At 72.6% G+C, this 25,210-nt stretch carries 22 protein-coding genes; 11 read left to right on the plus strand and 11 right to left on the minus strand.

What is annotated here, in order from left to right; genetic code table 11:
- Positions 1–14: 14 nt before the first annotated feature.
- The gene (locus HA039_RS05040; protein WP_167024350.1) at positions 15–161 is read right to left on the minus strand and encodes an MFS transporter small subunit; all 147 of its coding nucleotides are present in this window, start codon (positions 159–161) and stop codon (positions 15–17) included.
- The gene (locus HA039_RS05045) at positions 124–1,509 is read right to left on the minus strand and encodes an OFA family MFS transporter (RefSeq protein WP_167024352.1); all 1,386 of its coding nucleotides are present in this window, start codon (positions 1,507–1,509) and stop codon (positions 124–126) included. Before HA039_RS05045 ends, HA039_RS05040 begins: the two co-directional genes overlap by 38 nt.
- Positions 1,510–1,712: 203 nt before the next feature.
- Between HA039_RS05045 and HA039_RS05050 the strand changes: the two genes are divergently transcribed.
- The 5 genes from HA039_RS05050 to fdhD all read left to right on the plus strand — a co-directional run bounded on the left by HA039_RS05050 (position 1,713) and on the right by fdhD (position 8,649).
- On the plus strand, positions 1,713–2,684 hold the full coding sequence (locus HA039_RS05050) for a 2-dehydropantoate 2-reductase (protein ID WP_167024354.1): 972 nt from the start codon (positions 1,713–1,715) through the stop codon (positions 2,682–2,684).
- A gap of 196 nt (positions 2,685–2,880) precedes the next feature.
- Positions 2,881–4,836, plus strand: a complete 1,956-nt coding sequence (locus tag HA039_RS05055) for a molybdopterin oxidoreductase family protein (RefSeq protein WP_167024357.1) — start codon at positions 2,881–2,883, stop codon at positions 4,834–4,836.
- A gap of 7 nt (positions 4,837–4,843) precedes the next feature.
- Positions 4,844–6,892, plus strand: coding sequence for an NAD(P)H-dependent oxidoreductase subunit E (locus tag HA039_RS05060; protein WP_167024360.1), 2,049 nt, complete (start codon positions 4,844–4,846; stop codon positions 6,890–6,892).
- Positions 6,889–7,746, plus strand: coding sequence for a 2Fe-2S iron-sulfur cluster-binding protein (locus HA039_RS05065; protein WP_167024363.1), 858 nt, complete (start codon positions 6,889–6,891; stop codon positions 7,744–7,746). The genes HA039_RS05060 and HA039_RS05065 overlap by 4 nt, the downstream gene beginning before the upstream one ends.
- Positions 7,747–7,809: 63 nt before the next feature.
- Positions 7,810–8,649 (plus strand): formate dehydrogenase accessory sulfurtransferase FdhD, encoded by an 840-nt coding sequence (gene fdhD / locus HA039_RS05070; protein WP_167024366.1) that lies wholly within the window; start codon positions 7,810–7,812, stop codon positions 8,647–8,649.
- A 130-nt stretch (positions 8,650–8,779) separates the two neighbouring features.
- On the opposite strand, the gene HA039_RS05075 is transcribed toward fdhD, so the two are convergent.
- Together HA039_RS05075 and HA039_RS05080 are read right to left on the minus strand one after the other, a co-directional pair.
- On the minus strand, positions 8,780–9,211 hold the full coding sequence (locus tag HA039_RS05075) for a (2Fe-2S) ferredoxin domain-containing protein (protein ID WP_243869154.1): 432 nt from the start codon (positions 9,209–9,211) through the stop codon (positions 8,780–8,782).
- Positions 9,212–9,223: 12 nt separating this feature from the next.
- Entirely contained in the window at positions 9,224–10,297 is a 1,074-nt protein-coding gene (locus HA039_RS05080) for a bile acid:sodium symporter family protein (protein ID WP_167024369.1), read from the minus strand.
- 137 nt (positions 10,298–10,434) lie between these two features.
- Between HA039_RS05080 and HA039_RS05085 the strand changes: the two genes are divergently transcribed.
- The 3 genes from HA039_RS05085 to HA039_RS05095 all read left to right on the plus strand — a co-directional run bounded on the left by HA039_RS05085 (position 10,435) and on the right by HA039_RS05095 (position 14,266).
- Positions 10,435–11,334, plus strand: coding sequence for a LysR family transcriptional regulator (locus HA039_RS05085; RefSeq protein WP_167024373.1), 900 nt, complete (start codon positions 10,435–10,437; stop codon positions 11,332–11,334).
- Between the two features lie 223 nt (positions 11,335–11,557).
- Complete coding sequence (locus HA039_RS05090; RefSeq protein ID WP_167024376.1) at positions 11,558–13,381, plus strand: AMP-dependent synthetase/ligase; 1,824 nt, start codon at positions 11,558–11,560, stop codon at positions 13,379–13,381.
- An 84-nt stretch (positions 13,382–13,465) separates the two neighbouring features.
- Positions 13,466–14,266 (plus strand): aldo/keto reductase, encoded by an 801-nt coding sequence (locus tag HA039_RS05095; RefSeq protein ID WP_167024379.1) that lies wholly within the window; start codon positions 13,466–13,468, stop codon positions 14,264–14,266.
- A gap of 81 nt (positions 14,267–14,347) precedes the next feature.
- On the opposite strand, the gene HA039_RS05100 is transcribed toward HA039_RS05095, so the two are convergent.
- Genes HA039_RS05100 through HA039_RS05110 form a run of 3 tightly spaced genes read right to left on the minus strand, consistent with a single transcriptional unit; the run spans position 14,348 to position 16,663 of the window.
- Positions 14,348–15,298 (minus strand): class I SAM-dependent methyltransferase, encoded by a 951-nt coding sequence (locus HA039_RS05100; protein ID WP_167024383.1) that lies wholly within the window; start codon positions 15,296–15,298, stop codon positions 14,348–14,350.
- Between the two features lie 26 nt (positions 15,299–15,324).
- Positions 15,325–16,311, minus strand: a complete 987-nt coding sequence (locus tag HA039_RS05105) for an AraC family transcriptional regulator (protein ID WP_167024386.1) — start codon at positions 16,309–16,311, stop codon at positions 15,325–15,327.
- Between the two features lie 46 nt (positions 16,312–16,357).
- Positions 16,358–16,663 (minus strand): 4a-hydroxytetrahydrobiopterin dehydratase, encoded by a 306-nt coding sequence (locus HA039_RS05110; RefSeq protein WP_167024389.1) that lies wholly within the window; start codon positions 16,661–16,663, stop codon positions 16,358–16,360.
- 174 nt (positions 16,664–16,837) lie between these two features.
- On the opposite strand from HA039_RS05110, the gene HA039_RS05115 reads away from it, so the two are divergent.
- Complete coding sequence (locus HA039_RS05115) at positions 16,838–17,656, plus strand: helix-turn-helix domain-containing protein (RefSeq protein WP_167024391.1); 819 nt, start codon at positions 16,838–16,840, stop codon at positions 17,654–17,656.
- On the opposite strand, the gene HA039_RS05120 is transcribed toward HA039_RS05115, so the two are convergent.
- From HA039_RS05120 to HA039_RS05130, 3 genes are all read right to left on the minus strand, one after another.
- Positions 17,642–18,172 carry a hypothetical protein gene (locus HA039_RS05120; RefSeq protein ID WP_243869157.1) on the minus strand — a complete coding sequence of 177 codons (531 nt, stop codon included), beginning with the start codon at positions 18,170–18,172 and terminating at the stop codon, positions 17,642–17,644. The two genes, HA039_RS05115 and HA039_RS05120, sit on opposite strands and share 15 nt — an antisense overlap.
- On the minus strand, positions 18,172–19,308 hold the full coding sequence (locus HA039_RS05125; RefSeq protein WP_167024394.1) for a molybdopterin-dependent oxidoreductase: 1,137 nt from the start codon (positions 19,306–19,308) through the stop codon (positions 18,172–18,174). The genes HA039_RS05120 and HA039_RS05125 overlap by 1 nt, the downstream gene beginning before the upstream one ends.
- 118 nt (positions 19,309–19,426) lie before the next feature.
- Entirely contained in the window at positions 19,427–20,803 is a 1,377-nt protein-coding gene (locus tag HA039_RS05130; RefSeq protein ID WP_167036235.1) for a hypothetical protein, read from the minus strand.
- A 293-nt stretch (positions 20,804–21,096) separates the two neighbouring features.
- On the opposite strand from HA039_RS05130, the gene HA039_RS05135 reads away from it, so the two are divergent.
- Both HA039_RS05135 and HA039_RS05140 read left to right on the plus strand, forming a co-directional pair.
- Complete coding sequence (locus HA039_RS05135; protein ID WP_243869161.1) at positions 21,097–22,368, plus strand: molybdopterin-dependent oxidoreductase; 1,272 nt, start codon at positions 21,097–21,099, stop codon at positions 22,366–22,368.
- Positions 22,356–22,859 (plus strand): hypothetical protein, encoded by a 504-nt coding sequence (locus HA039_RS05140; RefSeq protein ID WP_243869164.1) that lies wholly within the window; start codon positions 22,356–22,358, stop codon positions 22,857–22,859. The genes HA039_RS05135 and HA039_RS05140 overlap by 13 nt, the downstream gene beginning before the upstream one ends.
- A 31-nt stretch (positions 22,860–22,890) precedes the next feature.
- Here the strand turns inward: HA039_RS05140 and HA039_RS05145 are convergent, their stop codons facing one another.
- Positions 22,891–24,984, minus strand: coding sequence for a DUF2264 domain-containing protein (locus HA039_RS05145; protein ID WP_167024401.1), 2,094 nt, complete (start codon positions 24,982–24,984; stop codon positions 22,891–22,893).
- Positions 24,985–25,210 lie beyond the last annotated feature (226 nt).

Below are 25,210 nucleotides of genomic sequence, written 5' to 3' on the forward strand. Positions count from 1 at the left end.
CCCCATGAACAGGATCAGTCGGTGAACAACTGGGCGGCCTTGAGGACCAGCTCATACACACCGTAAGCCAGAGGGATCCCCACCCAGAGCCAGGCGAGGACGATCAGGCCCGTACGGCGTGGCTCAGGCGCCGTGCCGCTGCTCGCTGGTGACGTGGTCATCGAGTGCCTCCCTGGGGGCCGGGACGTGGTGGCGGGGGTGGACGGGCCGGATGAGTTCGTTGGCCACGAAGCCGACGACGAGCAGGCCGATCATGATGGTGAGCGAGACCCCGTAGAGCCCGGATCCGCTCTTGCCGGCCTTCTCCTGGCTGTCGGCGACCCAGTTCACGATGAGCGGGCCGAGGACGCCGGCGGTGGACCAGGCGGTCAGCAGGCGGCCGTGGATGGCGCCCACCTGGTAGGTGCCGAAGAGGTCCTTGAGGTACGCGGGGGCCGTGGCGAAGCCGCCTCCGTAGAACGACAGGATGACCAGCGCGCAGACGACGAAGAGCGGCTTGGAGGAGTCGCCGAACCGGGCGATCAGGAGGTACATCACGGCGCCGACGCCGAGGTAGACGCGGTAGACGTTCTTGCGGCCGAGCAGGTCGGAGGCGGAGGACCAGCCGATGCGGCCCGCCATGTTGGCGGCGGACAGCAGCGCGACGAAGCCGGCCGACGCGGAGATCGAGACGGGGGTGCTCGTCCCGGCGAAAAAGTCGGTGATCATCGGGGCGGCCTTCTCCAGGATCCCGATGCCGGCGGTGACGTTCATGCAGAGCACGACCCACAGGCACCAGAACTGGGGCGTCCGTACGGCGGATCTCGCCGAGACCTGGGCGGTGGAGATCAGGGATCCGGCCGGGCGCGCCTTGGTGTCCGCAGCTTCCGCGGCGGCCGCAGCGTCCGGCGTCGGCTGCCGGTAGCCCTGCGGTGGTACGCGGATGAGCAGGACGCCCAGCGACATGAAGACGGCGTAGACGAGGCCGTGCACGAGGAAGGCGTACGCGATGCCCGTGCTGTCGGCGCCGAAGGACTCCAGCATCTGCGCGGACCAGGGCGAGGCGATGAGCGCGCCGCCGCCGAATCCCATGATCGCTATGCCGGTGGCCATGCCGGGCCGGTCGGGGAACCACTTGATGAGCGTCGAGACAGGCGATATATACCCGATACCGAGTCCGATGCCGCCGACGAACCCGTATCCGAAGACGATCAGCCAGTACTGCTGGGTGGCCGCGCCGAGCGCGGCGAGCAGGAAGCCCGACGAGAAACAGCTCAGGGCGACGGTCATCGCCCAGCGGGGGCCGTTGCGCTCGACGAGGGTGCCGCCGAAGGCCGCCGACAGGCCGAGCATGACGATGCCGAGCTGGAAGGGGAGCGCGCTCTGGGTGCCGGAGAGGTCCAGGGCGGACTCGAGTGGGGGTTTGAAGACGCTCCAGGCGTAGGCCTGGCCGATCGAGAGGTGCACCGACAGCGCCGCTGGTGGGACCAGCCAACGGCTCCAGCCGGCGGGTGCGAGAGGTGGGGTCATGGTCGCGAACTCTAAGAACGGCCCGACCCATTGGGAAGATCGAAGCCGGAGTTCACGCAAGATCCACGCAGGAGTTTGCCTACTGCATACCGAAGCGGAGCCTTGTAGGCCAGGACTCCATACTGTAGACAATATATCGTCGACACGAAAGTAAGTGTGACCCTTCCCTCGGTCCCCCCTCAAACCGAACGGAGAGCCCCACAGTGAAAGTCGCAGTTGTCGGAGCCGGAGCGATCGGCGCCTACGTGGGAGCCGCGCTCGATCGAGCCGGCGCCGAAGTTCACCTCATAGCCCGTGGACCGCACCTCGCGGCCATGCGGCAGGACGGAGTCAGGGTGTTGAGCCCGCGCGGGGATTGGACCGCACGGGTGCACGCCACCGAACGACCGGAGGACATCGGTCCGGTCGACTATGTGTTCCTGGGGCTCAAGGCCAACTCCTACGCGGCGTGCGGGCCGCTGGTGAAGCCTCTGCTCCATGACGGGACGGCGGTCATCGCCGCCCAGAACGGGATCCCCTGGTGGTACTTCCACGGGCACGGGGGTCCGCACGACGGCACTCGGATCGAGAGCGTCGATCCGGGCGGCTCGGTCAGCGCCGTACTGCCACCCGAACGTGCGATCGGGTGCGTGGTCTACGCCGCTACGGAGCTGGAGGGGCCCGGCGTCGTCCGGCACCTCGAAGGCACCCGGTTCTCCATCGGGGAGCCGGACCGCTCGGTGTCGAAGCGCTGTCTCGAATTCAGCGAGGCGATGCAGGCGGGCGGACTCAAATGTCCCGTCGAGCCCGAGTTGCGTGACGACATCTGGATCAAGCTCCTCGGAAACATCTCGTTCAACCCCATCAGCGCACTGACCCGCGCCACCATGCGGGAGATGTGCCTGCACCGCAGCACACGCCAGGTCATCGAGATGATGATGGCCGAAACCCTGAGCGTCGCTGAGGCATTGGGCTGCCACCCCGACATCTCCATCGAGCGGAGGCTGGCCGGCGCGGAACGCGTCGGCGACCACCGGACGTCGACCCTCCAGGATCTGGAGAAGGGCAAACCGCTCGAGCTCGACGTCCTGCTCGCCGCCGTCGTGGAACTCGCCGAGATCACCGGCGTTCCGGTGCCCACCCTCCGTACGGTGGACGCCATTTCGGATCTGCTGGCCCAGGGCGCGGCGGCCTGACCCCCCTCGGAATCCGGGCCGGCTGACACGGAACACACCGTCGTCCGCCCCGGAACCACCCCGGCCGACGGCCGCGCTCATTCATCCAAGGTCAATTCCGGGCCAGTTCTGTCCGTGGGGTTCCCTTTACCTACGCGACTACAGAATACTGTATGCAATGGGCGCGGCCGTCGGTCACCACTCACAGGAGCGCAGCGTGAAGAAGCGAGAGCGCACACCGAAAACCTATGCCCGCATCACCCATCCGATGGTGCGGGACGAGAAGGGCGGACCCCTCCGCCGCGCCAGCTGGGACGAGGCCCTGGACCGGGCCGCCGAGGGCCTGGGCGCCGCACGCGGCTCCTTCGGGATGCTCTCCTGCGCCCGGGCCACCAACGAGATGAACTACGTCGCGCAGAAGTTCACCCGCGTGGTGATGGGCACCAACAACGTGGACTCTTGCAACCGGACCTGTCACGCGCCCAGTGTGGCCGGGCTGTCCGCGGTCTTCGGCTCCGGTGGCGGCACCTCGTCGTACGGCGAGGTCGACCACACCGACCTGATCCTGATGTGGGGCTCCAACGCCCGCTTCGCGCACCCCATCTTCTTCCAGCACGTGCTCCGGGGCATCAGGAACGGCGCGCGCATGTACGCCGTCGACCCCCGCCGCACCTCCACCGCCGAGTGGGCCGAGAGCTGGCTCGGGCTGAACGTCGGTACGGACATCCCGCTGGCCCACGCGGTCGGCCGCGAGATCATCCACGCGGGCCTGCACAACACGTCGTTCATCGAGCGCGCGACCACCGGCTTCGAGGAGTACGCGGCCGAGGTCGAGCCGTGGACGCTCGCGGTGGCGGAGAAGGTCACCGGCGTGCCGGCCGAGGCGATCCGCGACCTCGCCCACGCCTACGCCCGCGCCGAACGCGCCCAGTTGTGCTGGACGCTCGGGATCACCGAGCACCACAACGGCACGGACAACGTCCGCGCGCTGATCAACCTGTCGCTGCTCACCGGACACGTCGGGCGCTACGGCTCCGGCGTGCAGCCGCTCCGCGGCCAGAACAACGTGCAGGGCGGTGGTGACATGGGGGCCATCCCCAACCGACTGCCCGGCTTCCAGGACATCCTGGAGCCCGCGATCAGGACCAAGTTCGAGACCGCCTGGGACACCGTCATCCAGCCCGAGTACGGGATGACGCTGACCCAGATGTTCGAGGCGATGGAGACGGGTGAGCTGAAGGCCGTCTACTGCATCGGCGAGAACCCGGCCCAGTCCGAGGCCGACAGCGAGCAGGCCGTCGAGCGCATGAAGAAGCTCGACTGCCTCGTGGTGCAGGACATCTTCCTCACCGCGACCGCCGAGCTGGCCGACGTGATCCTGCCCGCCACCGCCGCCTGGGCGGAGACGGACGGCACCACCACCAACAGCGAGCGCCGCGTCCAGCGGGTCCGCAAGGCGGTCGAGCCGCCGGGCGAGGCACGCGAGGACATCGACATCATCTGCGACCTGGCGGGCCGCCTCGGGCACCCCTGGAAGTACGCGGACGCCGAATCGGTCTGGAACGAGCTGCGTTCGGTGTCACCCGACCACTACGGCATGACGTACGAGCGGCTCGCGGAGCACCAGGGCATCCAGTGGCCCTGCCCCGACACCGACAAGATCGAGCCCACGTACCTGCACGGCCGGCTCTGGGACGAGGACCCCGCCAAGCGCGGGCGGCTCGCGCCCTTCGGCATCGTCAAGCACGACCCGCCGGTCGACCTGACGGACGATCAGTACCCGATCAGGCTCACCACGGGCCGCCGCCTCGACTCGTACAACACCGGTGTGCAGACCGGGAGTTTCGCCTCCCCGCTGCGCCGCGGCGAGTACGTGGAGCTGTGCCCCGAGGACGCCGAGCGGTACGGCGTGTCGGTCGGCGAGGAGGTACGGATCTCGTCGCGGCGCGGCACGGTCCAGGCCCCCGTGTGGGTGGATCCCGGGCTGCGCCCCGGACTTGCCTTCATGACCATGCACTTCCCGGACGAGGTGGACACCAACCAGCTGACCATCGAGGCCAACTGCCCGATCGCGGGGACCGCCGAGTTCAAGGCGTCCGCGATCCGCATCGAGAAGCTGCCCGTGTCCGGACCCGCCTCCGGGCTCGTGTCCGCGCCGGCCGTGAGGAGCTGAAGGATCAGTGGATCTGCACTTCGGTGACAGCAAGCCCACCGACGAGGAGCGGGCGGCGGTCGACTCGCTGCTCGGCCTGCCCACCTCGGCGTGGGAGGGCGCGGACGACCGTACCGACTCGGACCTGCGCTGGGCACGGGGCGGCCGCGAGGCACGGGAGCGGCGGGACCTGCTGCTGCCGGGGCTGCACGCCATCAACGACCGGATCGGCTGGATCAGCGAGGGCGCCCTCGACTACCTGTGCCGGCGGCTGACCGTGCCGCCGGCGGAGGCGTACGGGGTCGCCACGTTCTACGCGATGTTCGCGGTCAAGCCGCGCCCGGCGAAGGTCCTGCACGTCTGTACGGACCTGGCCTGCGCGAGCAAGGGCTCGGCGGCGGTCTGCGCCGGGCTCGAAGAGCGCCTGGGCGCGGCCGGTTCGGCGGCGGGCGGCCTCGTCTGGCAGCCGAGCCCCTGTCTGGGCCTGTGCGAGCGGGCCCCGGCGGCGCTGGTCATCCAGGCCGGCGTCCCGTCCGACGAGGGCTCCGCGCCCCAGCCCCCGGCGGCCCCCGGGGCCACCGAGAGGGTCCAGCTCGGCGGCGCCCGGCCGTCCTGGCCGGCCGGCGCGAACCCGGCGGGCCCGGCCCGCGCGGCCAACGGCGTCTCCGTCACGGCCCCCCTGCCGTCGAGCCCGGCGGGCCTCCCGGTCGGCGGACAGGCCGCCGAGGCGGCCCCCCGCCGTTACGCCACCGCCGTCATCGCCCCCGCCACCCCCGAGGCCCTCGTCCTCGCGGGGGCGGAACCCGCGGCGGCCCCGGCGGAGCCCGCCGCGGCCCTCGCCGTACCGCAGGCGGGGCAGCCGGGCCTGTCGCTGCTCTCCCGGGTCGGCGTGGTCGACCCGTACAGCCTCGACGACTACCGCGCGCACGACGGCTACCGCGCCCTGCGCCGGGCCTTCGACCTCGGCCCCGCCGGGGTCATCCGGGAGGTCACGGACGCCGGCCTGGTGGGCCGCGGCGGCGCCGCGTTCCCCACGGGCCGCAAGTGGCAGGCCACCGCCTCGCAGCCGGTGCGCCAGCACTACCTGGTCTGCAACGCCGACGAATCCGAGCCGGGCACCTTCAAGGACCGCGTGGTCATGGAGGGCGACCCGTACGCGCTGATCGAGTCCATGACGATCGCCGGGTACGCGGTCGGCGCCGACCGGGGCTACCTCTACCTGCGCGGCGAGTACCCGCGCGCGCTGCGGCTGCTCCAGCACGCGATCGACCAGGCGCGCGCCCGGGGCTTCCTCGGGGACGACATCCTCGGCCAGGGGTACGCCTTCGACATCGAGATCCGGCGCGGCGCCGGGGCGTACATCTGCGGTGAGGAGACCGCGCTGTTCAACTCCATCGAGGGCTACCGCGGCGAGCCGCGGTCCAAGCCGCCCTTCCCGGTGGAGAGCGGCCTGTTCGGCAAGCCGACGGCCGAGAACAACGTCGAGACGCTGATCAACGTGCTGCCCATCCTGAACCAGGGCGCGGCCGCGTACGCCGCGATCGGCACGGGCCAGTCCACCGGGCCGAAGCTGTTCTGCGTCTCGGGCAACGTCGGCAAGCCGGGCATCTACGAGCTGCCGTTCGGCGCCACGCTCGGGGAGCTGCTGGAGCTGGCCGAGGCCCCCGACACCATGCGGGCCATCCTGCTGGGCGGCGCGGCGGGCGGTTTCGTACGCCCCGACGAGCTGGACATCCCACTCACCTTCGAGGGGACGAGGGCGGCCGGTACGACCCTGGGATCCGGCGTGGTGCTGGTCCTGGACGACACCGTGCCGCTGCCGAAGATGCTGGTGCGGGTCGCGGAGTTCTTCCGCGACGAGTCCTGCGGCCAGTGCGTGCCGTGCCGGGTCGGCACGGTGCGCCAGGAGGAGGCGCTGCACCGGATCGTGGACAAGACCGGTGAGGATGCCGCCGAGGACATCGCGCTGCTGCGCGAGGTCGGCGCGGCCATGAAGGACGCCTCGATCTGCGGTCTGGGACAGACCGCCTGGAGTGCCGTCGAGTCAGCCATCGATCGACTGGGGGCCTACAAGTGACCGCGATACCTCTGCAACTGCCGCGCCGGCTGCTCGAGTTCACGCTCGACGGCCAGGAGACGCGGGTCCCCGAGGGCTCCACCCTCCTCGACGCCTGCCGGGCGGCGGGGAAGGACATCCCGACGCTGTGCGAGGGCGACACGCTCGCGCCGAAGAACGCCTGCCGGGTGTGCGTGGTGGAGGTGGAGGGCGCGCGGGTCCTGGCGCCCGCCTGCTCGCGCAAGGCCGAGGCGGGCATGACCGTCCTCACGGACAGCCCGCGGGCCCGGCACAGCCGGAAGATCGTCCTGGAACTCCTGGCCTCGTCCACGGACCTCTCGACCACGCCGAGGGCCGCCGAGTGGATCAAGGAGTACAAGGCGAAGCCCGAGCGCTTCGGTCCGGACGCGGCCCGGCTCGACGAGGAACCGAAGATCGACAACGATCTCTACGTCCGCGACTACGACAAGTGCATCCAGTGCTACAAGTGTGTCGACGCGTGCGGGGAGCAGTGGCAGAATTCGTTCGCGATCTCGGTGGCGGGGCGCGGCTTCGACGCCCGTATCTCCACCGAGCACGACGCACCGCTCACCGACTCGGCCTGCGTCTACTGCGGCAACTGCATCGAGGTCTGCCCGACCGGAGCGCTCAGCTTCAAGTCGGAGTTCGACATGCGGGAGGCCGGGACGTGGAACGAAGAGATCCAGACGGAGACCACCACCATCTGCGCGTACTGCGGTGTCGGCTGCAACCTGACGCTGCACGTGCAGGAGAATGAGATCGTCAAGGTCACGTCTCCGCACGACAATCCCGTGACGCACGGGAACCTCTGCATCAAGGGCCGCTTCGGCTTCCAGCACGTACAGGAGCGCTGACCGGGGCACAGTCCTGGCCGGCCGCCGAGCACCAGCACACCGATACGAGTAGGACTGATCATCATGGGACGGGTCACCGAGCGCCGCCGCACCATCCGTATCCGGGACGGAATCGTCACGACCCGCCCCGACACCCTGGTGGCCGAGGAGCCGCTGGAGATCCGGCTGAACGGCAGATCCCTCGCCATCACGATGCGCACCCCGGGCGACGACTTCGCCCTGGCGGCGGGCTTCCTGGTGAGCGAGGGGGTGCTGGCGTCCGCGTCCGACGTGCAGTCGATCGTGTACTGCGCGGGGGCGAAGGACGACGGGTCGAACACGTACAACGTGGTCGACGTCCGGCTCGCGCCCGGGGTCCCGGTCCCCGACATCACGCTGGAGCGCAACGTCTACACCACTTCGTCGTGCGGGCTGTGCGGCAAGGCGAGCCTCGACGCCGTGCGGACCACAGCCCGGTTCACGATCGACGACACTCCCCCGGTCCGGCTGGAGCCGACCCTGCTCGCCGGCCTCCCCGACCGGTTGCGGGCGGCGCAGGAGGTCTTCGACCGGACCGGGGGCCTGCACGCGGCGGCGCTCTTCAGCGAGCACGGGGAGCTGCTGGACATCCGCGAGGACGTCGGCCGGCACAACGCGGTGGACAAGCTGATCGGCCGCGCGCTGCGGCAGGACCTGCTGCCGCTGTCCCGGTCGATCCTGCTGGTGTCCAGCCGGGCTTCCTTCGAACTGGCCCAGAAGGCCGTGATGGCGGGCATTCCGGTGCTCGCGGCGGTGTCGGCGCCGTCCTCCCTCGCCGTCGACCTGGCCATGGAGACGGGGCTGACCCTGGTCGGCTTCCTCCGTGGCCCCTCCATGAACGTGTACGCGGGCGACGAGCGCATCGCCCTGCACACCGGGGTGTGACAGTCCCCGCTGCACGGGATAAGGGCCCGGCCGGCGGGGAGCGCCCCCTGCGTCGGCCGGGTACCTCCGGCAGCCACACCCGCTCACCGGGGTACGGGCATCCGCCCGCGCCCGTGTGAGTCCTCGCAGTTCACCGCCCCTGTCGGCGCCTCGCGTCCGACGGGGGCGGAATCATGTGCAGTTCCAGGGTCTCGGGCGGCGCGGCCACGCCGGGGCCACCCGCCCGGGTCCATGCGAGCAGGTCGTCCGTGCCGTCCCGGTCGAGCACCCAGCCCACCCAGGTGGCCCGGCCGCCGGCCCGGCGCCCTTCGGCGGAGGGCTGGACCACGACGACGTTCGCCTGTCCGCACGGACCGAGACAGTCGGTCGTACGGACGGCCAGCCGCCCTCCCGACGCGTCGGCGGCCTCCCGGAGCCGGGCGAGCTGGCCCGCGTGGTCGGTGCCCGGGTTCTTGGCCGCGTCACCGCAGCAACAGCCCCGGCAGACGACGAGGGTGCAGGGGCGGGGTCCGAAGCGGCGTATGCCAGGCGGCGGGGGCGAGGGCGAGGAAGGCTCTGTCACCGGAGGATCTTGTCAGTTCCGTACGGCTCCGGTCAGCGCGCCCGTACGGACCACCTCCTCCGCCCCGGTCTCCGCCGCCCCGGTCTCCGTCCCCCGGGCCACGACCCGCGGCAGCGGGTCCTTCGCGCGGCGTTTGGCGATCACCGTGCAGACCATCAGCTGCATCTGGTGGAACAGCATCAGCGGCAGGACGGCGAGGCTCGCGTGGGCGCCGAACAGGACGCTCGCCATGGGCAGTCCGGCCGCCAGGCTCTTCTTCGACCCGGCGAACTGGATCGCGATCCGGTCGCCCCGCGCGAAGCCCAGCCGGCCGGCGCCGAACCAGGTCAGCGAGAGCATCGCGGCGAGGAGTACGGCCTCCACGGCCAGCAGGCCGGCCAGCCGGGCCGGGGTCACCTGGTGCCAGACGCCGGCGACCATGCCCTCGCTGAACGCGGTGTAGACGACCAGCAGGATCGAGCCGCGGTCGACCAGGCCCAGCACCTTCTTGTGGCGGGCGAGGAAGCCGCCGATCCAGCGGCGCACCAACTGGCCCGCGAGGAACGGCAGCAGCAGTTGCGCCACGATCCTGACGAACGCGTCCGCCGAGACACCGGCGGATCCGCCGATCAGCAGCGCCACCAGCAGCGGTGTCACCACGATGCCCGCGAGGCTGGAGAAGGAGCCCGCGACGATCGCGGCCGGGACGTTGCCCCGGGCGATCGAGGTGAAGGCGATGGACGACTGGACCGTCGAGGGCACCAGGCACAGGAACAGGAGGCCGGTCTGCAGCTGGGGTGTCAGGAGGTACGGGACGAGGCCCCCGGCCGCCAGGCCGAGCAGCGGGAAGACCGCGAACGTACAGAGGACGACCGTGCCGTGCAGACGCCAGTGCTTGAGTCCGTCGACCGCCTCCCGGGTGGAGAGCTTCGCCCCGTAGAGGAAGAACAGGAGCGCCACCGCGCCGGTCGAGGCGCCGCCCGCGGCCCGGGCCGCGTGGCCCGAGGCGGGCAGGAGGGCGGCGAGGCCCACCGTACCGAGAATGGCCAGAATGTAGGGGTCGACCGGCAGCCGGGAGGGCAGGCGCGGGGTGAGGCGGCGGTTCATGTGCTCCACTCGGAGTCGGCGGCGGATCGCGGTACGGGTCGTGCCCTCTCCATCGTCCGCCTCCGCCCGGTTGTCCGGAATCCCATGGACGGCTCTCACTGTTATTGCGTTTCGCGATGATTCGTTAACCTGGCGGTATGTACGACCCGGCGCAGCTGCGCACGTTCCTGGCCGTGGCCCGGACGCTGAGTTTCACGCGGGCGGCCGAGCGGCTGGGGGTGCGTCAGCCGACCGTGAGCCAGCACGTGCGCCGGCTGGAGAAGGCCACCGGACGGCTGCTTTTCGTCCGTGACACGCACAGCGTGGAGCTGACGGAGGACGGCGAGGCGATGCTCGGGTTCGCGAGCACGATCCTGGAGGCGCACGAGCGCGCGGAGACGTTCTTCTCCGCCGTACGGCTCCGCGGGCGGCTGCGCTTCGGGGTCTCGGAGGACTTCGTGCTGACCCGGCTGCCGGAGATCCTGGAGTCCTTCCGGCGGGAGAACCCGGAGATCGACCTGGAGTTGAGCGTCGAGCTGTCCGGCACCCTGCACCGGCGGCTGGCGGCCGGGCAGCTCGACCTGGTGCTGGCGAAGCGCCGGGCCGGCGACACCCAGGGCGAGCTGGTCTGGCGGTCGGCCCTCACCTGGATCGGGCCGCCGCGCCTGCGGGTCGACCCCGGGCGCCCGGTGCCGCTGATCCTCTTCCCGCCGCCCGCGCTCACCCGGGCCCGTGCGCTGGAGGCGCTGGAGGGGCAGGGCCGGGCGTGGCGGATCGTGTGCACGAGCGGCAGCCTGAGCGGGCTGGTCGCGGCGGCCCGGGCGGGCCTGGGCGTGATGGTGCACACGCGCGGGCTGGTCCCGGAGGGGCTCGTCCCGGTGCACGCCGGGGCCGGGCTGCCGGAGCTCGGCGGGGTGGACTTCGTCCTGCTGCACGGGCGGGGGCACGGCCGGGGGCGGGAGCGGACGGCGACCCAGGAGGCGGCGCACGCGCTGGCGGCGGCGATCCTGGCGGGCGGGGACCGGTTGCACGGCGCGCAGCCGGTAGAGCGCCCGTGAGTGCGGCGTACGGATTCGGTGGAGATTGCGCCGGGGTGGCCCGCCCTTCGGTAGGAAGGACGTACGGCCCCTGTCCTGTCGGCCCGGTCCCGCGCCCTGACCTGTGGCGATACGAGTTCGCTCCGGAGACGCGCACGCTCTCCCGCCCGACTCCGCGGTGGGGTACCGTCACCGGCGCTGTGCGGCAGACGGCGGTTCGACGACGGGTCCTAGGAGCAGGTCATTGCGCGAGTTCACCGTTCCTCCCCTGGCGGCCGCGCCCCACGTGGGCGGACTCGCGGACGCCGTGTTCGAGCACGCCCTCGACGATCCGTACCGGGTCGCCCTCGGCCGCAAGGACGAGGAGGGCCGGTGGCGGGACGTGACCGCCGCCGCCTTCCGTGACGAGGTGCTGGCCCTGGCGAAGGGGCTGCTCGCGCAAGGGGTGCGGTTCGGCGACCGCATCGCCCTGATGTGCCGTACGCGCTACGAGTGGACGCTCTTCGACTTCGCGCTCTGGTCCGTCGGCGCCCAGTCCGTACCGATCTACCCGACGTCGTCGGCCGAGCAGGTCCACTGGATGCTGCACGACGCGGAGGTCACGGCGTGCATGGTCGAGCACGAGGACCACGCGATGACGGTCGGGTCCGTGATCGACCGGCTGCCGCTGCTCAAGCGGCTGTGGCAACTGGACGCCGGGGCGGTGGACGAGCTGTTCGCGGCGGGCGCGGCCCTGGACGACGAGGTCGTGCACCGGCACCGCAAGGCGGTGACGCCGGACTCCGTGGCCACCGTCGTCTACACCTCGGGCACCACCGGGCGCCCCAAGGGCTGTGTGCTGACGCACGCCCACTTCATGTACGAGACGGACACGGTGATCAGCCGGTGGGAGCCGGTGTTCCACTCCCGGCGCGGCGACGAGGCGTCCACGCTGCTCTTCCTGCCGCTCGCGCACGTCTTCGGGCGGATGGTGGAGATCGCGGCGATCCGGGGGCGGGTGAAGCTCGGGCACCAGCCGGAGCTGCGGGCGTCCGCCCTGCTGCCCGACCTCGCCGCGTTCCGCCCCTCGTTCGTCCTGGCCGTGCCGTACGTCTTCGAGAAGGTGTACGACGCGGCCCGCCGCAAGGCCGAGTCGGAGGGGAGGGCCGCACCCTTCGACAAGGCGATCGAGGTGGCGGTGCGGTACGCGGAGGCGCGCGAGCAGCAGGCGTTCGGGGTCGGCCCCGGGCCGTCCGCCGCGCTCCGCGTCCAGCACCAGTTCTTCGAGAAGGCCGTGTACGGCAAGGTGCGGGAGGCGATGGGCGGCCGGGTGCGGCACGCCTTCTCCGGGGGCTCTGCGATGGACCGGCGGCTCGGGCTGTTCTTCGAGGGCGCCGGTGTCACGATCTTCGAGGGGTACGGGCTGACCGAGTCGTGCGCGGCGGCCACGGTCAACCCGCCGGAACGTACCCGCTTCGGCACGGTCGGGCAGCCGATCCCCGGGACCACCGTCCACATCGCCGACGACGGCGAGATATGGCTGCACGGCGGCCTGCTCTTCTCCGGGTACCTCAACAACAGGCGGGCGACGGAGGAGGTCCTGCGCGGCGGCTGGCTCGCCACCGGCGACCTGGGGTCCCTGGACGAGGACGGCTACCTCACCATCACCGGCCGGAAGAAGGAGATCCTGGTCACGTCGGGCGGCAAGAGCGTGTCGCCCGGGGCGCTGGAGGAACGGGTCAGGGCACATCCGCTGGTCGCGCAGTGCATCGTGGTCGGCAACGACCGGCCGTACATCGCGGCGCTGGTCACGGTGGACCACGAGGCGATCGAGCACTGGCTGACGATGCGGGGCAAACCGCCCCTCGCGGACCGGGAGCTGGTCCGGGACAAGGACCTGGAGCTGGAGATCCGGCGGGCGGTGGTGGCCGCCAACACGGCGGTGTCGCAGGCGGAGTCGATCCGTACGTTCCGGATCCTGGCCCATCCGTTCAGCGAGGAGCGGGGGTTGCTGACGCCGTCGCTCAAGCTGAAGCGGAAGGCGATCGAGGCGGCGTACGCGACGGAGGTCGAGGCGCTCTACCGGTAGCGCGGCGGGGCGGCCGGGAATCTGTCCGCCCCCGCGATCGTTGAAGGGCCGAGAACCCATCGACGACGTTAGGATCGACCGCTCGTGAGCAAGGTCCCCACCGTTACCCTCAACAACGGCATCGAAATGCCCCAGCTCGGCTTCGGCGTCTGGCAGGTGCCGGACGACGAGGCGGTCCGGGCCGTCGGCACCGCGCTGGAGGTCGGCTACCGGAGCATCGACACCGCGGCCATCTACCGCAACGAAGAGGGCACCGGGAAGGCTCTCGCCGCGTCCGGCATCCCCCGCGCCGAGCTGTTCGTCACCACGAAGCTGTGGAACACGGACCAGGGGTACGACTCGACCCTGCGCGCCTTCGACACGTCGCTGGCCAAGCTCGGCCTCGACTACGTCGACCTGTACCTGATCCACTGGCCGACGCCGGAGAAGGGCCTGTACGTGGACACGTACAAGGCCTTCGAGAAGATCCTCGCGGACGGCCGCGCCCGGTCCATCGGTGTCTCGAACTTCCTGCCCGAGCACCTGGAGCGGCTGGCCGCCGAGACCTCGGTGGTCCCGGCCCTCAACCAGATCGAGCTGCACCCGCGGCACCAGCAGGCCGCGTCCCGCGCCTACCACGCGGCGCACGGCATCGTGACCGAGGCCTGGTCGCCGCTCGCCCAGGGCAAGAACCTGCTGGACGTCCCGACGGTGGTGGCGATCGCCAGGAAGCACGACAGGACCCCGGCGCAGGTCGTGCTGCGCTGGCACCTCCAGCTGGGCAACGTGGTGATCCCCAAGTCGGTGACCCCGTCGCGGATCCAGGAGAACTTCGACACGGTGACGGCCGGCTTCGAGCTGGACGCGGACGACCTGGCGGCGTTCGCGGCGCTCGACGAGGACTGACGGCCGGGCGCACCACCGGCATGCGCGCGGGCGCGGCACTCCCGGCCGGGGGTGCCGCGCCCGCGCGCGTCCGTCGCGGGGTCAGACCTTGCGGGCGGTGTGGACCGTGCGGACCTCCAGCAGGAAGACGTCCGGGCGCCTGAGCAGGCCCCGCGGGTCCTCCGGGTCGAGCAGCCGGTCCAGGATCTCCTGGTCGTCCGCCGCCCCCTCCGCCAGGTTCTTGTCCCGCAACCGGCTGAAGGTCCGGACGAGTTGCTCCCGTACGAGCGGGGGCGCCGGGGCCGGGACGTCGAGCAGGAAGGAGCGGGTGCCGCTCGGTTCGAGGCCGGCGGCGGCCAGCAGGGCCGGCCAGTCCTCCGTCTCCCGTACGGCACCGGGCTGTTCGGACCGCATCGCGGTGAACCACTCCGCCAGCCGGGCCTCGAAGCGCGCTTCGAGCCCCGGCCTCCCCATGTCGGCGCCCAGGTCCCGGGGAAGGTGGCGGGCGCTCAGGCCGCCCTCCAGGAGGGCGAGCACCCCGCCGGGGCGCAACCGTCCCGCGAAGCCTTCGAGCGCGGCGCGCTGGTCGCCCAGGTGGTGGAGGGAGTTGCCGGCCCAGATGACGTCGGCCTCGCCCAAGGTGGGGATGGCGTCGGGGAGTTCGGCGAGGCGGGTGCTCACCCGGCCGCCCAGGCCCAGGCGTTCGGCGCGGGCGGTGGTGTGCTCCAGCAGTTCGGGGGTGGAGTCGACGGCGACCACCTCGGCGGCGGGGAAGACGTCCGCCAGGAGCGCGGCGACGACACCGGGGCCGCTGCCGATGTCCAGGACCCGGCGCGCGCCGGGCGCCGGGAGGAGGCCGTTGATCCACTCGGCGGCCTGCCGGTAGACCGGACCCCGGATCTCGGCCTCCTGTTCGAGCTGGGTGCTGAGGACCCCCCAGTCGAAGTCGAAGGACTCGTCGCCGTGGGTGTGCCCCTGGGAGTGGCCGTGCGTGTGGCCGTGGGACCGGCCGTGGGACTGGTCGTGCGTGTGGGAGTTGCCGTGAGGACTCATGGCCCCAGGCTGCCCGCCCGGTGCCGCTAGCGCGAACTGTGTTGCGGTTCCGGCAAAGAATCCGGCTTCGGGGCCTGGTGCCCGCCCGCGCGGTACTCCTGCGGGCTGACGCCCCGTACCCGCTTGAAGGCCGTGCTCAGCGCGAACGACCCGCTGTAGCCGACCTTCCGCGCCACCGCCTCGACCGTCGCGTCCGACCCGCGCAACAGGTCGGCGGCGAGCGCGAGACGCCAGCCGGTCAGGTACGCCATCGGGGGCTCCCCCACCAGGTCGGTGAAGCGGCGGGCGAGCCCGGCGCGCGAGACGCCGCACGCCGTGGCGAGCGAGGCGACCGTCCAGGGCTGGGCGGGGTCGTTCTGCAGCAGCCGCAGGGCGTGGCCGACCGACGGGTCGGCCATGGCCCGGTACCAGCCGGGCGCCTCCGCGCCGGGCCGCGAGAACCACGCGCGGAGCACGGCGATCAGCACCAGGTCGAGCACCCGGTCCAGGACCACGCTCTGGCCCGGTTCGTCGCGGGAGATCTCGTCGTCGAGGACGGGCATCAGCGGGCCGTTCCACGCCCCGGCGGGCAGGTGCAGGAGGCCGGGCAGGGCGTCCAGCAGCCTGCGGCTGACCTCGCCGTCCATCTGGTACGTGCCGATGAGCATCGTCGTCGCCCCGTCGGAGGCGTTGCCCCACGTCCGTACGCCCAGCCGCATCGACTGCGCGAGCGGCTCGCCCTCCAGCGTGTGGCAGACCCCGCCGGGGCCGATGAGGGCGCGGGGCGCGGTCGCCGGGTCGCCGGCGGCGGTGTACGGGTCGGGGCCGCGCGCGATCGCCACGTCGCCGGGGCGCAGGTGGATCGCCTCACCGCCGTCGCCGGGGACGATCCAGGCCTCGCCGCGCGTGACGCACATCAGGCAGAGGGGGGCGCGGTCCTCGATCCGGACGGACCACGGCGGTTCCATCACCATGCGGAGCAGGAAGGCCCCCCTGGCGCGCGGTCCGTCGAGGAGTCCGGCGAGTACGTCCATGTCACCAGCGTAAATGCAGCGGCCACGGAACCGGGCGCGGCACCGGTCAGTTCGCGCCGTGCGCGGGCGCGATCTCCGCCACCCGGCGCGCGAGGGTGAGGTCCAGGTCGGTGACCGCGTCGCCCGCGTCGTGCGTACTGACCGTGAGGGAAAGGGTGTTGTAGCCCAGGGTCAGGTCGGAGTGGTGGTTCAGCTCGTCCTGGATCGCCGCGACGTGCGCGACCATCGCGGCGGCGGCGCGGTGCGAGCCGAGGTGGTACGTGCGAGTGATCCGGCCGTTCTCCAGGGACCAGCCGGGGAGTCCCGTCAGCCGGTCCTGGGTCTCCTGGGGTGACAGCGGCTCAGCGGGCATGACCGGGACTCCTCGGCTCGGAGGGGGCGTGCGGGGCGGGTCTCCTCCCCCGGCCGACGATACGTCGTTCCGCCGGGTCCCTCCTGTCGAGCCGCCCGGTCTCCTGCCGGGCCCCGGGCCGTTGTCGGGCGGGGACGGCCCCGTGTCGGCGGGGCGGTGCATTACCGTCCCCGTATGGCTGCCACCGCTCCCGCGTCGTCCTTCGGCCCCCTGTTGCGTGACTGGCGCCGGCGGCGCCGGATCAGCCAGCTCGATCTGGCCCTGCGCGCCGATTCGTCGGCCCGGCACATCAGCTTCGTCGAGACGGGCCGGGCGCGCCCCAGCGAGGAGATGGTGCTGCGGCTGGCCGAGCACCTCGACGTACCGGTGAGGGAGCGCAACGCCCTTCTGCTGGCGGCCGGTTACGCGCCTCGCTACACGGAGACGACGCTGGACGACCCGGCCATGGACGTCCTGCGCGCGGGACTCTCCGCGCTGCTCCGGGGGTACGAGCCGTATCCCGCCGTGGTCGTGGACGGGACGTACGGGGTGGTCGCGGCCAACCGGGGGATCGCCCTGCTGATGGAGGGCCTGCCCGAGCACCTGCTCGTCCCGCCGCTGAACGTCATGCGGATCACCCTCCATCCGGAGGGGCTCGCCCCGCGCATCCTCAACCTGCCCGAGTGGCGCGGGCATCTGCTGGACCAGATGGGGCGTCAGCTGGCCCTCACCCGCTCCCCCGCCCTGCGGGAGCTGTACGACGAGGTGGCGGCGTACCCCGTACCCCCGGCGGGGAGCGGGGGTACGCCGGACGGGTCGTCGGAGGAGGGGCCGGCGCTTCCGGGCTTCGCGCTGCCGCTGCGGATCCGGCACGACGGCCACGCACTGTCGTTCCTCTCGTCGATCGCGACGTTCAACACCCCGATGGACGTGACCGTCGCCGAACTGGCCCTGGAGACCTTCCTGCCGGCCGATCCCGCGACGGCCAAGTACCTTGCGTCAGCTGTCATGTGACGGTCGGTCATGGCGCCCGGGCCGGGGCCGGGTCGCCCAGGCCACGCAGGCCGTGGCGAGGGCGGTGAGGGCCAGCGCCAGGGCCCAGTCGACGGGGTAGTCGAGCGGCAGCACGGTGGGGTTGTTCGGCTTTCCCGGGCGGAGGATCAGGGGCAGGGCGAGCAGTGTCAGGCAACCGGCCGTCAGCAGGCCGCCGCGCAACGCCCGGTGGGAGCGTGAGCGGCCGACGAACAGTCCGGCGCCGAGGACGAGGGGTACGACCAGCCCGTCGTGCAGGGCGACCGCGCCCGCGAGCCACAGCGCCACCTTCAGCGGGTCGCCGGAGTGGGTGCGGGTGAAGAGCTCGTACGCGCCGAAGCCGAGCGCGGCCACGCCGAGCGAACCGAGGGCGACGCGGGCGGAGCTGGCGAGCCGGGTGGTACGGGCGGCCGTGGACGCGGGGTGGGGCGTGGAGGCGGGGTGGGGCGCGGACATGGGGTGGGGCGTGGACATCGTCTTCTTCTCTTCCTTCGGCATCACAGCACCTCCAGTCGGGTGACCCACTTCGTCTGGAGCACGCCGGGGCGGTTCGGCGCGATGATGCGGGCCGGGTAGCCGTGGTCGGGCGCCAGGATCTCGCCGTTGAGGCGCAGCGCCAGCAGGGTGAGTCCGTCGCGGGTGTAGGCGCGGTCCATCTCGGTGACGCCGTACCCGCCGTGCCGCTGCATCGAGACGATCCGCAGAGACGCGCCGTCCGGGAGGCCCGCGCGGGCCAGCAGGTCCTTGATCCGGACGCCTTCCCAGTGCGCCGACTTGGACCAGCCCTCGACGCAGGCCATGGGCAGTTCGACGCGGGTCTGCGGCATGGCGCGCAGCTCCGCGAGGGTCAGTTCGTACGGTTGGGGGCCGCCGACCCGCAGCCGCCACCCGTCCAGGTCGTCACGGGTGATGCCGGCGGCCCTGGCCGTGCGGTTGACCGGCAGGCCCTGCGGACCGACGTCGGGGTCCCGCGGGGCGAGGAGCACCAGCTTCCGCAGCGGGGTGACGGACTGTCCGGCCGAGACGAGCGTGACCGCGCCGACGGACGCGGCGAGGCCGAGCATCAGCGAGCGCCGCTCGGCACGGTCCGCGTCCGCCGTGTCCCGCGCGCCGGGCGGGGGCGTTCGGCGCCAGTGCGCCGCGATCACGGGCGCCTTCACGGCGAGGTGGACCAGCAGCGCGCCGACGATGACGAAGGCCAGCGCCCAGTGGACGGCACGGAAGGGAAAGGGCCAGGGATACCACTGAATGGTGTTGAGGAGTCCCATGAACAGTTCGAGCAGGGTGGCGGCGACCAGGACGGCGATCGAGAGCCGTTCCAGCGCGTGTGCGACGGAACGGATCGGGGGCCATTCGAAAAGCCTCGGATAAACCGTCCAGAGTTTCACCAGGAGCAGCGGGACGGCGGCGATACCGGTGATGACGTGCAGCCCCTGCGTCACGCGATATCCGGAGACGGGCCTGGTGGGAAGGTGTCCGGCGGCCCAGCCCGGCGGCTCCTGGAGGTAATGGCTGGTGACGCCGGTGACAAAGCAGACCAGGATAGCCAGCCCGAGCCACCGGCCCACCGCCGTCGCCGTGCGCGGGTCGTGCAATCGGCCCCTGAACCGGGGAAGGAAAGGCGGGGTTCGCATTTCCCCATTCCACGGTGTTTCCGGTGCGGGGTGAAGGGGTCCGGCGATTACGGAAAGCTGACGTCCGCACTTGGGCTTTCCATGCTTTGCATGGCCTTCGCGCGGAATCCGGACCGGCTCACCAGAACGTCAGCAGCAGGTGGTTGACGGCCAGTCCGACAGCCGCCTGGGCCAGCAGCCAGCGCCGGTGGTCCCGGGCGGGCAGCAGGGCGGCCGTCACCGGCAGCCAGAGGGTGAAGGGCAGCCAGATGCGCTCCGTCTCGGCCTTGCTCATCCCGGACAGGTCGGCGGCGGCCACCGCCAGCAGGAGGGCGACGACCAGCAGGACGACCGCGCCGTCGCCGGTGACCACCCCGCCCCGCCGCGGCCGCAGCCGCCCGAGCGCGTCCGGCGTGGCGGCGAACGCCCGGCGGATCCCGGCGGCGGAGGCGAGCCCGGCGGCGATCACCACGTTCGCGAGGTTGCCCCAGACCCAGTAGGCGTAGGGGCGTTCCTTCGCCACGCCCTGGTAGTAGCGCTGGACGAGCAGTTCGTACGCGTCCCACCAGCGGAACCCGGCCAGGGTGAACGTGACGGCCACGGCGAGGAACCCCAGCGCCACCAGGGGCAGCGGCCGTGCGGTGCGGGTCAGCAGCAGGATCGCCGCGACCGGGACCACCATCAGGGTGAGCCCGTACGACAGGTAGACGATCCAGCCGAGGAGCAGCCCCGCGGCCAGGGCCGCCGTGCGCGGGGCGCGGGTGGCGCGGGTCGCGGACAGGGTCAGCAGGGCGAGCGCCCAGGCGCCGACGGCGGCGAAGTAGGCGTCGGCGGAGGCGCCGACCCAGACGGCGGCCGGGGTGAGGACGAGGAAGGGGGCGGCGGCGCGGGCGGCCCGCTCGGCGTCCAGGGCGCGCAGCGTGACCAGGACGGCGACCACGGTGGAGGTGCCGGTCAGGATGCAGAACGTGGCGGCCCACGCCCCGCCGCCGAGGCCCACGCGGTCGAGGCCGACGAAGGTGAGGACGGCGGCCGGCGGGTGGCCGGCGATGTGGGTCGGCCAGTTGTCGGGCGAGTCGAGGAGGATGTGGGCGGTGTAGCCGCGCAGGGCGGCGTGGATGTCGTGGAAGCGGTCGACCCCGCGCAGGTATTCGTGGACGGTGTCGAGCCGGCCCGCCACGCCCCGCTGCCAGCCGTCCACCAGGGCGAGCGACCAGGTCCAGGCGAGGGCCGCCGCCCAGCTCGTGGCGAGGAGCCGCCGCCAGGACAGCCGGGCCGCGAGGGCGGGCCCGTACAGGACCACCAGCACCGCGACCACGAAGGCGGGGAGGGTGCCGGGGCCGGTGTGCGGCATCCACTCGGCGAGGAGCGGGGGCCACTGGACGTGCAGGGTCCCGTACCGGTCCTCGATCACGGTGCCGATCACAGCGGCGGCGGTGACGAGGAGGGCGGCGGCCCCGGCGGCGAGCAGGTCCGCGCGGCGGCCGCCGGGGGCGGCGGGGAGCGCGGCGGGCACGGCGGGCGCGGCCCGGGGGCCGGGCGGGGCTTCGCCGGGCGCGGGCCGCACGGGGTGCGGGTCGGAGTGGGGTAGCGGGGTCACGCCGGTCACGTTAGGGCCGGAAGCGGGCGAATCGGGGGGGTGCGGCGGGTCGCGTCACCGATCCGTCAGATCTCCGGGGACGTCCGCCGCCGGGCGTTCCCGTGGGGCGTCCGCCGCCGGGCCCTTCCCGTGAGGCGTCCGGCGGGCGTCAGCCTTTTGTCATGAGTCGCAACCGGGCCCGGCGCTCCCCGGCACCTACGGTCGCTGCCATGGACGTCCCTCTCCCGTCGTGGCCCAGCCCCCTGCGCGGGCCGTGGCTGACCTCGGTGTTCGCGGTGGTGCTGCTGGCCGGTGTCCCGGTGCTGTGGGTCACCGGGCTGCTCTCGTACGCCGCGTACAACCCGGACCTGGCGCCGGTCAACGACAAGACGCCGGGCAAGGGCCTGCTCGGCTTCTACCTCTTCTCCTGGCCGACCGACCCGTACTGGCTGTACCGCGTGACGCAGGGCGTCCATGTAACGCTCGGGGTCGTGCTCGTGCCGGTGGTGCTCGCCAAGCTGTGGTCGGTCGTGCCCAAGCTGTTCGCGCTGCCGCCGGTCCGGTCGGTAGGCCACGCGCTCGACCGGCTGTCGCTGCTCCTGCTCGTGGGCGGCGGGCTGTTCACGTTCGCCACGGGCGTCCTCAACATCCAGCTGGAGTACATCTTCCCGGGGTCGTTCTATCCGCTGCACTTCTACGGGTCGTGGGTGTTCTTCGGTGCCTTCCTCGCCCACGCGGCGCTCCGGCTGCCGCGTACGGTACGGGCGCTGCGGGGCCGCGACCTGCGCGCGGAGCTGCGGACCCCGGTGTCCCGCACGGTGGCGGAGCCGCCCGATCCGGGCAGCGGCCTGGTCTCCCGTGACCCGGCGCCGCCGACGCTCTCGCGGCGGGGCGCGCTGGGGCTGGTGGGCCTGGGGTCGCTGGCGCTGTTCGTAGTGACGGCGGGGCAGAGCATCGGGGGGTCGCTGCGGGGGACGGCGCTGCTCGCCCCGCACGGCCGCGATCCGGGGCCGGGTCCCAACGGCTTCCAGATCAACAAGACGGCCGCGTCGGTGCGGTTGAGGGCGCGGGACATCGGGGAGGACTGGCGTCTTGTCGTACGGGGCGGCGGCCGCACGACCGTCCTGACGCGGGAGCGGCTGGAGCGACTGCCCCGGCACCGCTCGCTGTTGCCGATCGCGTGTGTCGAGGGGTGGTCGACGTCGGACCAACGGTGGGAGGGGGTACGGCTGGTGGACCTCGCGGCGCTGGTCGGCCTGGACCACGACCCGCCGGGCGTCTTCGTGGAGTCGGCGCAGCCGCACGGTTCGTTCCGCTCGGCGGCGCTGCGGGACAACCAGGTCCGCGACACCCGCTCGCTGCTCGCGCTGCGGGTCAACGGGGCGCGGCTGTCGGTGGACCACGGTTATCCGGCGCGGATCATCGTGCCGGGCGCGCCGGGCGTGATGAACACCAAGTGGGTCACGCGGCTGACCTTCGGGGAGGCGGCGTGGCCGGCGTGAGGGGGACGGCGCGGGAGGCGGCTTCGGCCGCCGGGGCGCGGGTCCGGCGGTGGTACGGGGAGTCGCCGTTCCACCTGGTCGTGCTGCTGACCTCGTTCGTGATCTGCTGCTACGCGGGGGTGCGGCTGCTGGGCGAGGACGACTGGGGCGGGATCCTGCTCTGGTTCGTGGGCGCGGCCGTGCTGCACGACCTGGTGCTGCTGCCGCTGTACTCGCTCCTCGACCGCGTGGTGCGCGCGGCGCTGGGACGGCGGCCGTCCCTGCCGCGTACGGCGGTGAACCTCATCCGCGTCCCGGCCGCCGTCTCCCTGCTGTTGCTGCTCGTGTACTGGCCGTTGGTGACCCGGGCCTCGGAGCCCTACGAGAAGGCGACCGGGCTGGACATCGGGGTGTTCCTGGGGCGTTGGCTGCTGATCACGGCGGCGCTGTTCGCGGCGTCGGCGCTGTGGCTCGGGTGGCGGACGTGGCGCGGGCGCGCCCGGGGGCGTTGAGGAGCCGTACCCCGGGCGCGCCCGCCCGCGTTCAGGGCCGGCCGGTGTCGTCGGGCGCGGGCAGCCGTACGGTGTCGCGCGTCCCGTCGGGCCAGGTCACGACGGCGGTGGCGGGGGCGGCGGGCTCCTCGAAGCGGGTGGTGACGTCGGGGAGGGCAGCCGGGTCCGGCACCTCGCCGCCGAGGTGTACGGCGGCGGCGTAGAGGACACCGGGCCGGGCGGGCCCGTCGGTCCACAGCACGGGCGTGGCGGACCGGGCGCCGAAGGCGTTGCTGTCGTGGGAGCGATGGGTACGGGCGAGGCCGAACCCATGCAGCCCGAGGACGCCGGAGAAGAGGCCATCGGCACCGGCGACGGTGGCGGCGGGCGGGTTGTCGGGGTCGGGCGCGACCGGCACTTCCGGCCCGTTCGATGGCGGAGGTTCGGTCCCGACGCCGTGCTCCTCCGTGCCGCCCTCGTCGGGGCCGTCCACCGCGAGTGCCCAGCCCCCCAGCCTCAGCCGCCACGGGCCGCCGTCCGCGTCGGCGTCCGGGTCGACCGGGTCGACCGGGTCGACCGGGTCGACCGGGTCGACCGGGTCCACCCGTACCAGACGGATCTCCACCGGCCCGCGCAGCACCGACCCCACCGTGATCCACGGCCCCGCCCGGTACGCGGTGTCCGGGCCGCCGAACGGGTCCCAGCGCTCGTCCCCGGGCCAGTGCGCCCGGCTGCGGGAGACGCCCGTGGCGCCCTCGACCGAGATCCGCTCCAGCGGGCGCCGGTGCGCCGCCCGGCCCGCCGCGTCCACCAGCGTGGCGGTGGCGTCGACCGGGCCGCCCGCCGGGTCCGCGGGCATCTCGGGGGCGGTGTGCGTGGAGTACGTGAGGCGCGCGTAGCAGGGGTCGTCGGAGTGGAGGCGGGCCGGGTCCGCGTGGTCGGAGCCGTGGTTGACGACCCGTACGACCCCGTCCGACGCCGTCCCCGACACCAGCCAGCCCGGCGCCTTCAACGGGCGGGCGAAGTCATGCTGTTCGACGGCGAGGGGGCTCTCCTCCGCCGTCCACACCGGGTGCGTGGGGGGCAGCAGCAGGCCGATGAACCCCTTCGAGGCCCAGTACGGCGAGGCCGGTCCCGAGTACGTCTGGAGCAGGCCGCGGAAGGGGCGGTGCCAGCCGAGGGTGAGGAGCCCCGCGTCGTCCGCGGCGCCGTGCGCCATGAAGTGGTCGAGCATCCGGGAGGCGAGCCGCCGGGTCTCGCCGGGGACGAGCGGCGTGGCGTCGAAGAGCGCGCCGGTCCAGACGGGCGCGAGCGCGGCGAAGCGGTAGGTCATCGAGCGGCCCTGCACGAGCGGGGAGCCGTTGGCGCCGACCAGCAGCCGCTGGTCCTCCAGGAAGCGCCGGAGCCGGGCGCGGTAGCGGTCGAGCAGCCCGGGGGGTGTCGCGTCGCCCGTCATCCGGCAGAACCAGAGCGGGTAGAGGTGCATGGCCCAGCCGTTGTAGTGGTCGAAGTTGCGGTGCGCGCCGCCGGTGAGGCCGTCGGAGTACCACCCCTCGTCCGCGTACCAGGCGTCGGTGAGCGCGATCGTGCGGTCCAGGTCGTCCTGGCGCCAGTCGCCGCCCACGCCGCGGGCGAAGGCCTCGGTGACGGCCTGGAACCAGATCCAGTTGTTGGGCGGCATGTCCGTGCCGACCATCGCGCCCAGCCACGCCAGGGTCTGTTCCTGGACCCGGCCGGGCAGCCGGTCCCAGATCCAGGGCCGCGTCTCGTGCAGCGCCAGCGCGACGGAGGCCGCCTCGACCTTCGCCTGGTTGCTCTCCTCGAACGTGGGCCAGCGGTCGGGGTGCCCGGGGTCGACCCCGGCGGTGAGGCCGGCCGCGTACCACTCGGCGAGACCGTGCGGGTCCTCGCCGCGCGCCCCGGCGAGGCGGAAGGCGGCCAGCAGGAAGGAGCGGGCGAAGCCTTCGAGCCCGTCGCTCCAGGTGCCGTTGTGGCTGGCGGGACCCGGCAGCCGGACGAGGGAGTGGTCGGGGGCGGCGTAGGGGCGTACGGCCAGGAGCAGCCGGTCGGCGGTCCGTTCCCAGTGGGCGCGGTCGGCGGCGGGCGTGCGGCCGGCGGAGGTGGGGGCAGGGGGGACGGAGGTCATCGCTGGCGGCTCTCCCGGTTGACGGTGCATCCTCGGGCGGCGGCGCGACCGTGGGAGAAAGCCCTTTCTGCGAGCCCCCCGCACCGTACGCCCGCTGCCCGGTGTGACGGTGCCATGTAAATCCAGGGCCTGGCCTCACGTCAATGTCTTGAGGGAGAGCGGGCAGAAAGCGCGTTCCTCGGCAAGCCCCGTACGGCCCGGCGGGGCGGGGGATCACGGGCTCCGG

The organism is Streptomyces liangshanensis (genome assembly GCF_011694815.1).
GTDB classification, from domain to species: domain Bacteria; phylum Actinomycetota; class Actinomycetes; order Streptomycetales; family Streptomycetaceae; genus Streptomyces; species Streptomyces liangshanensis.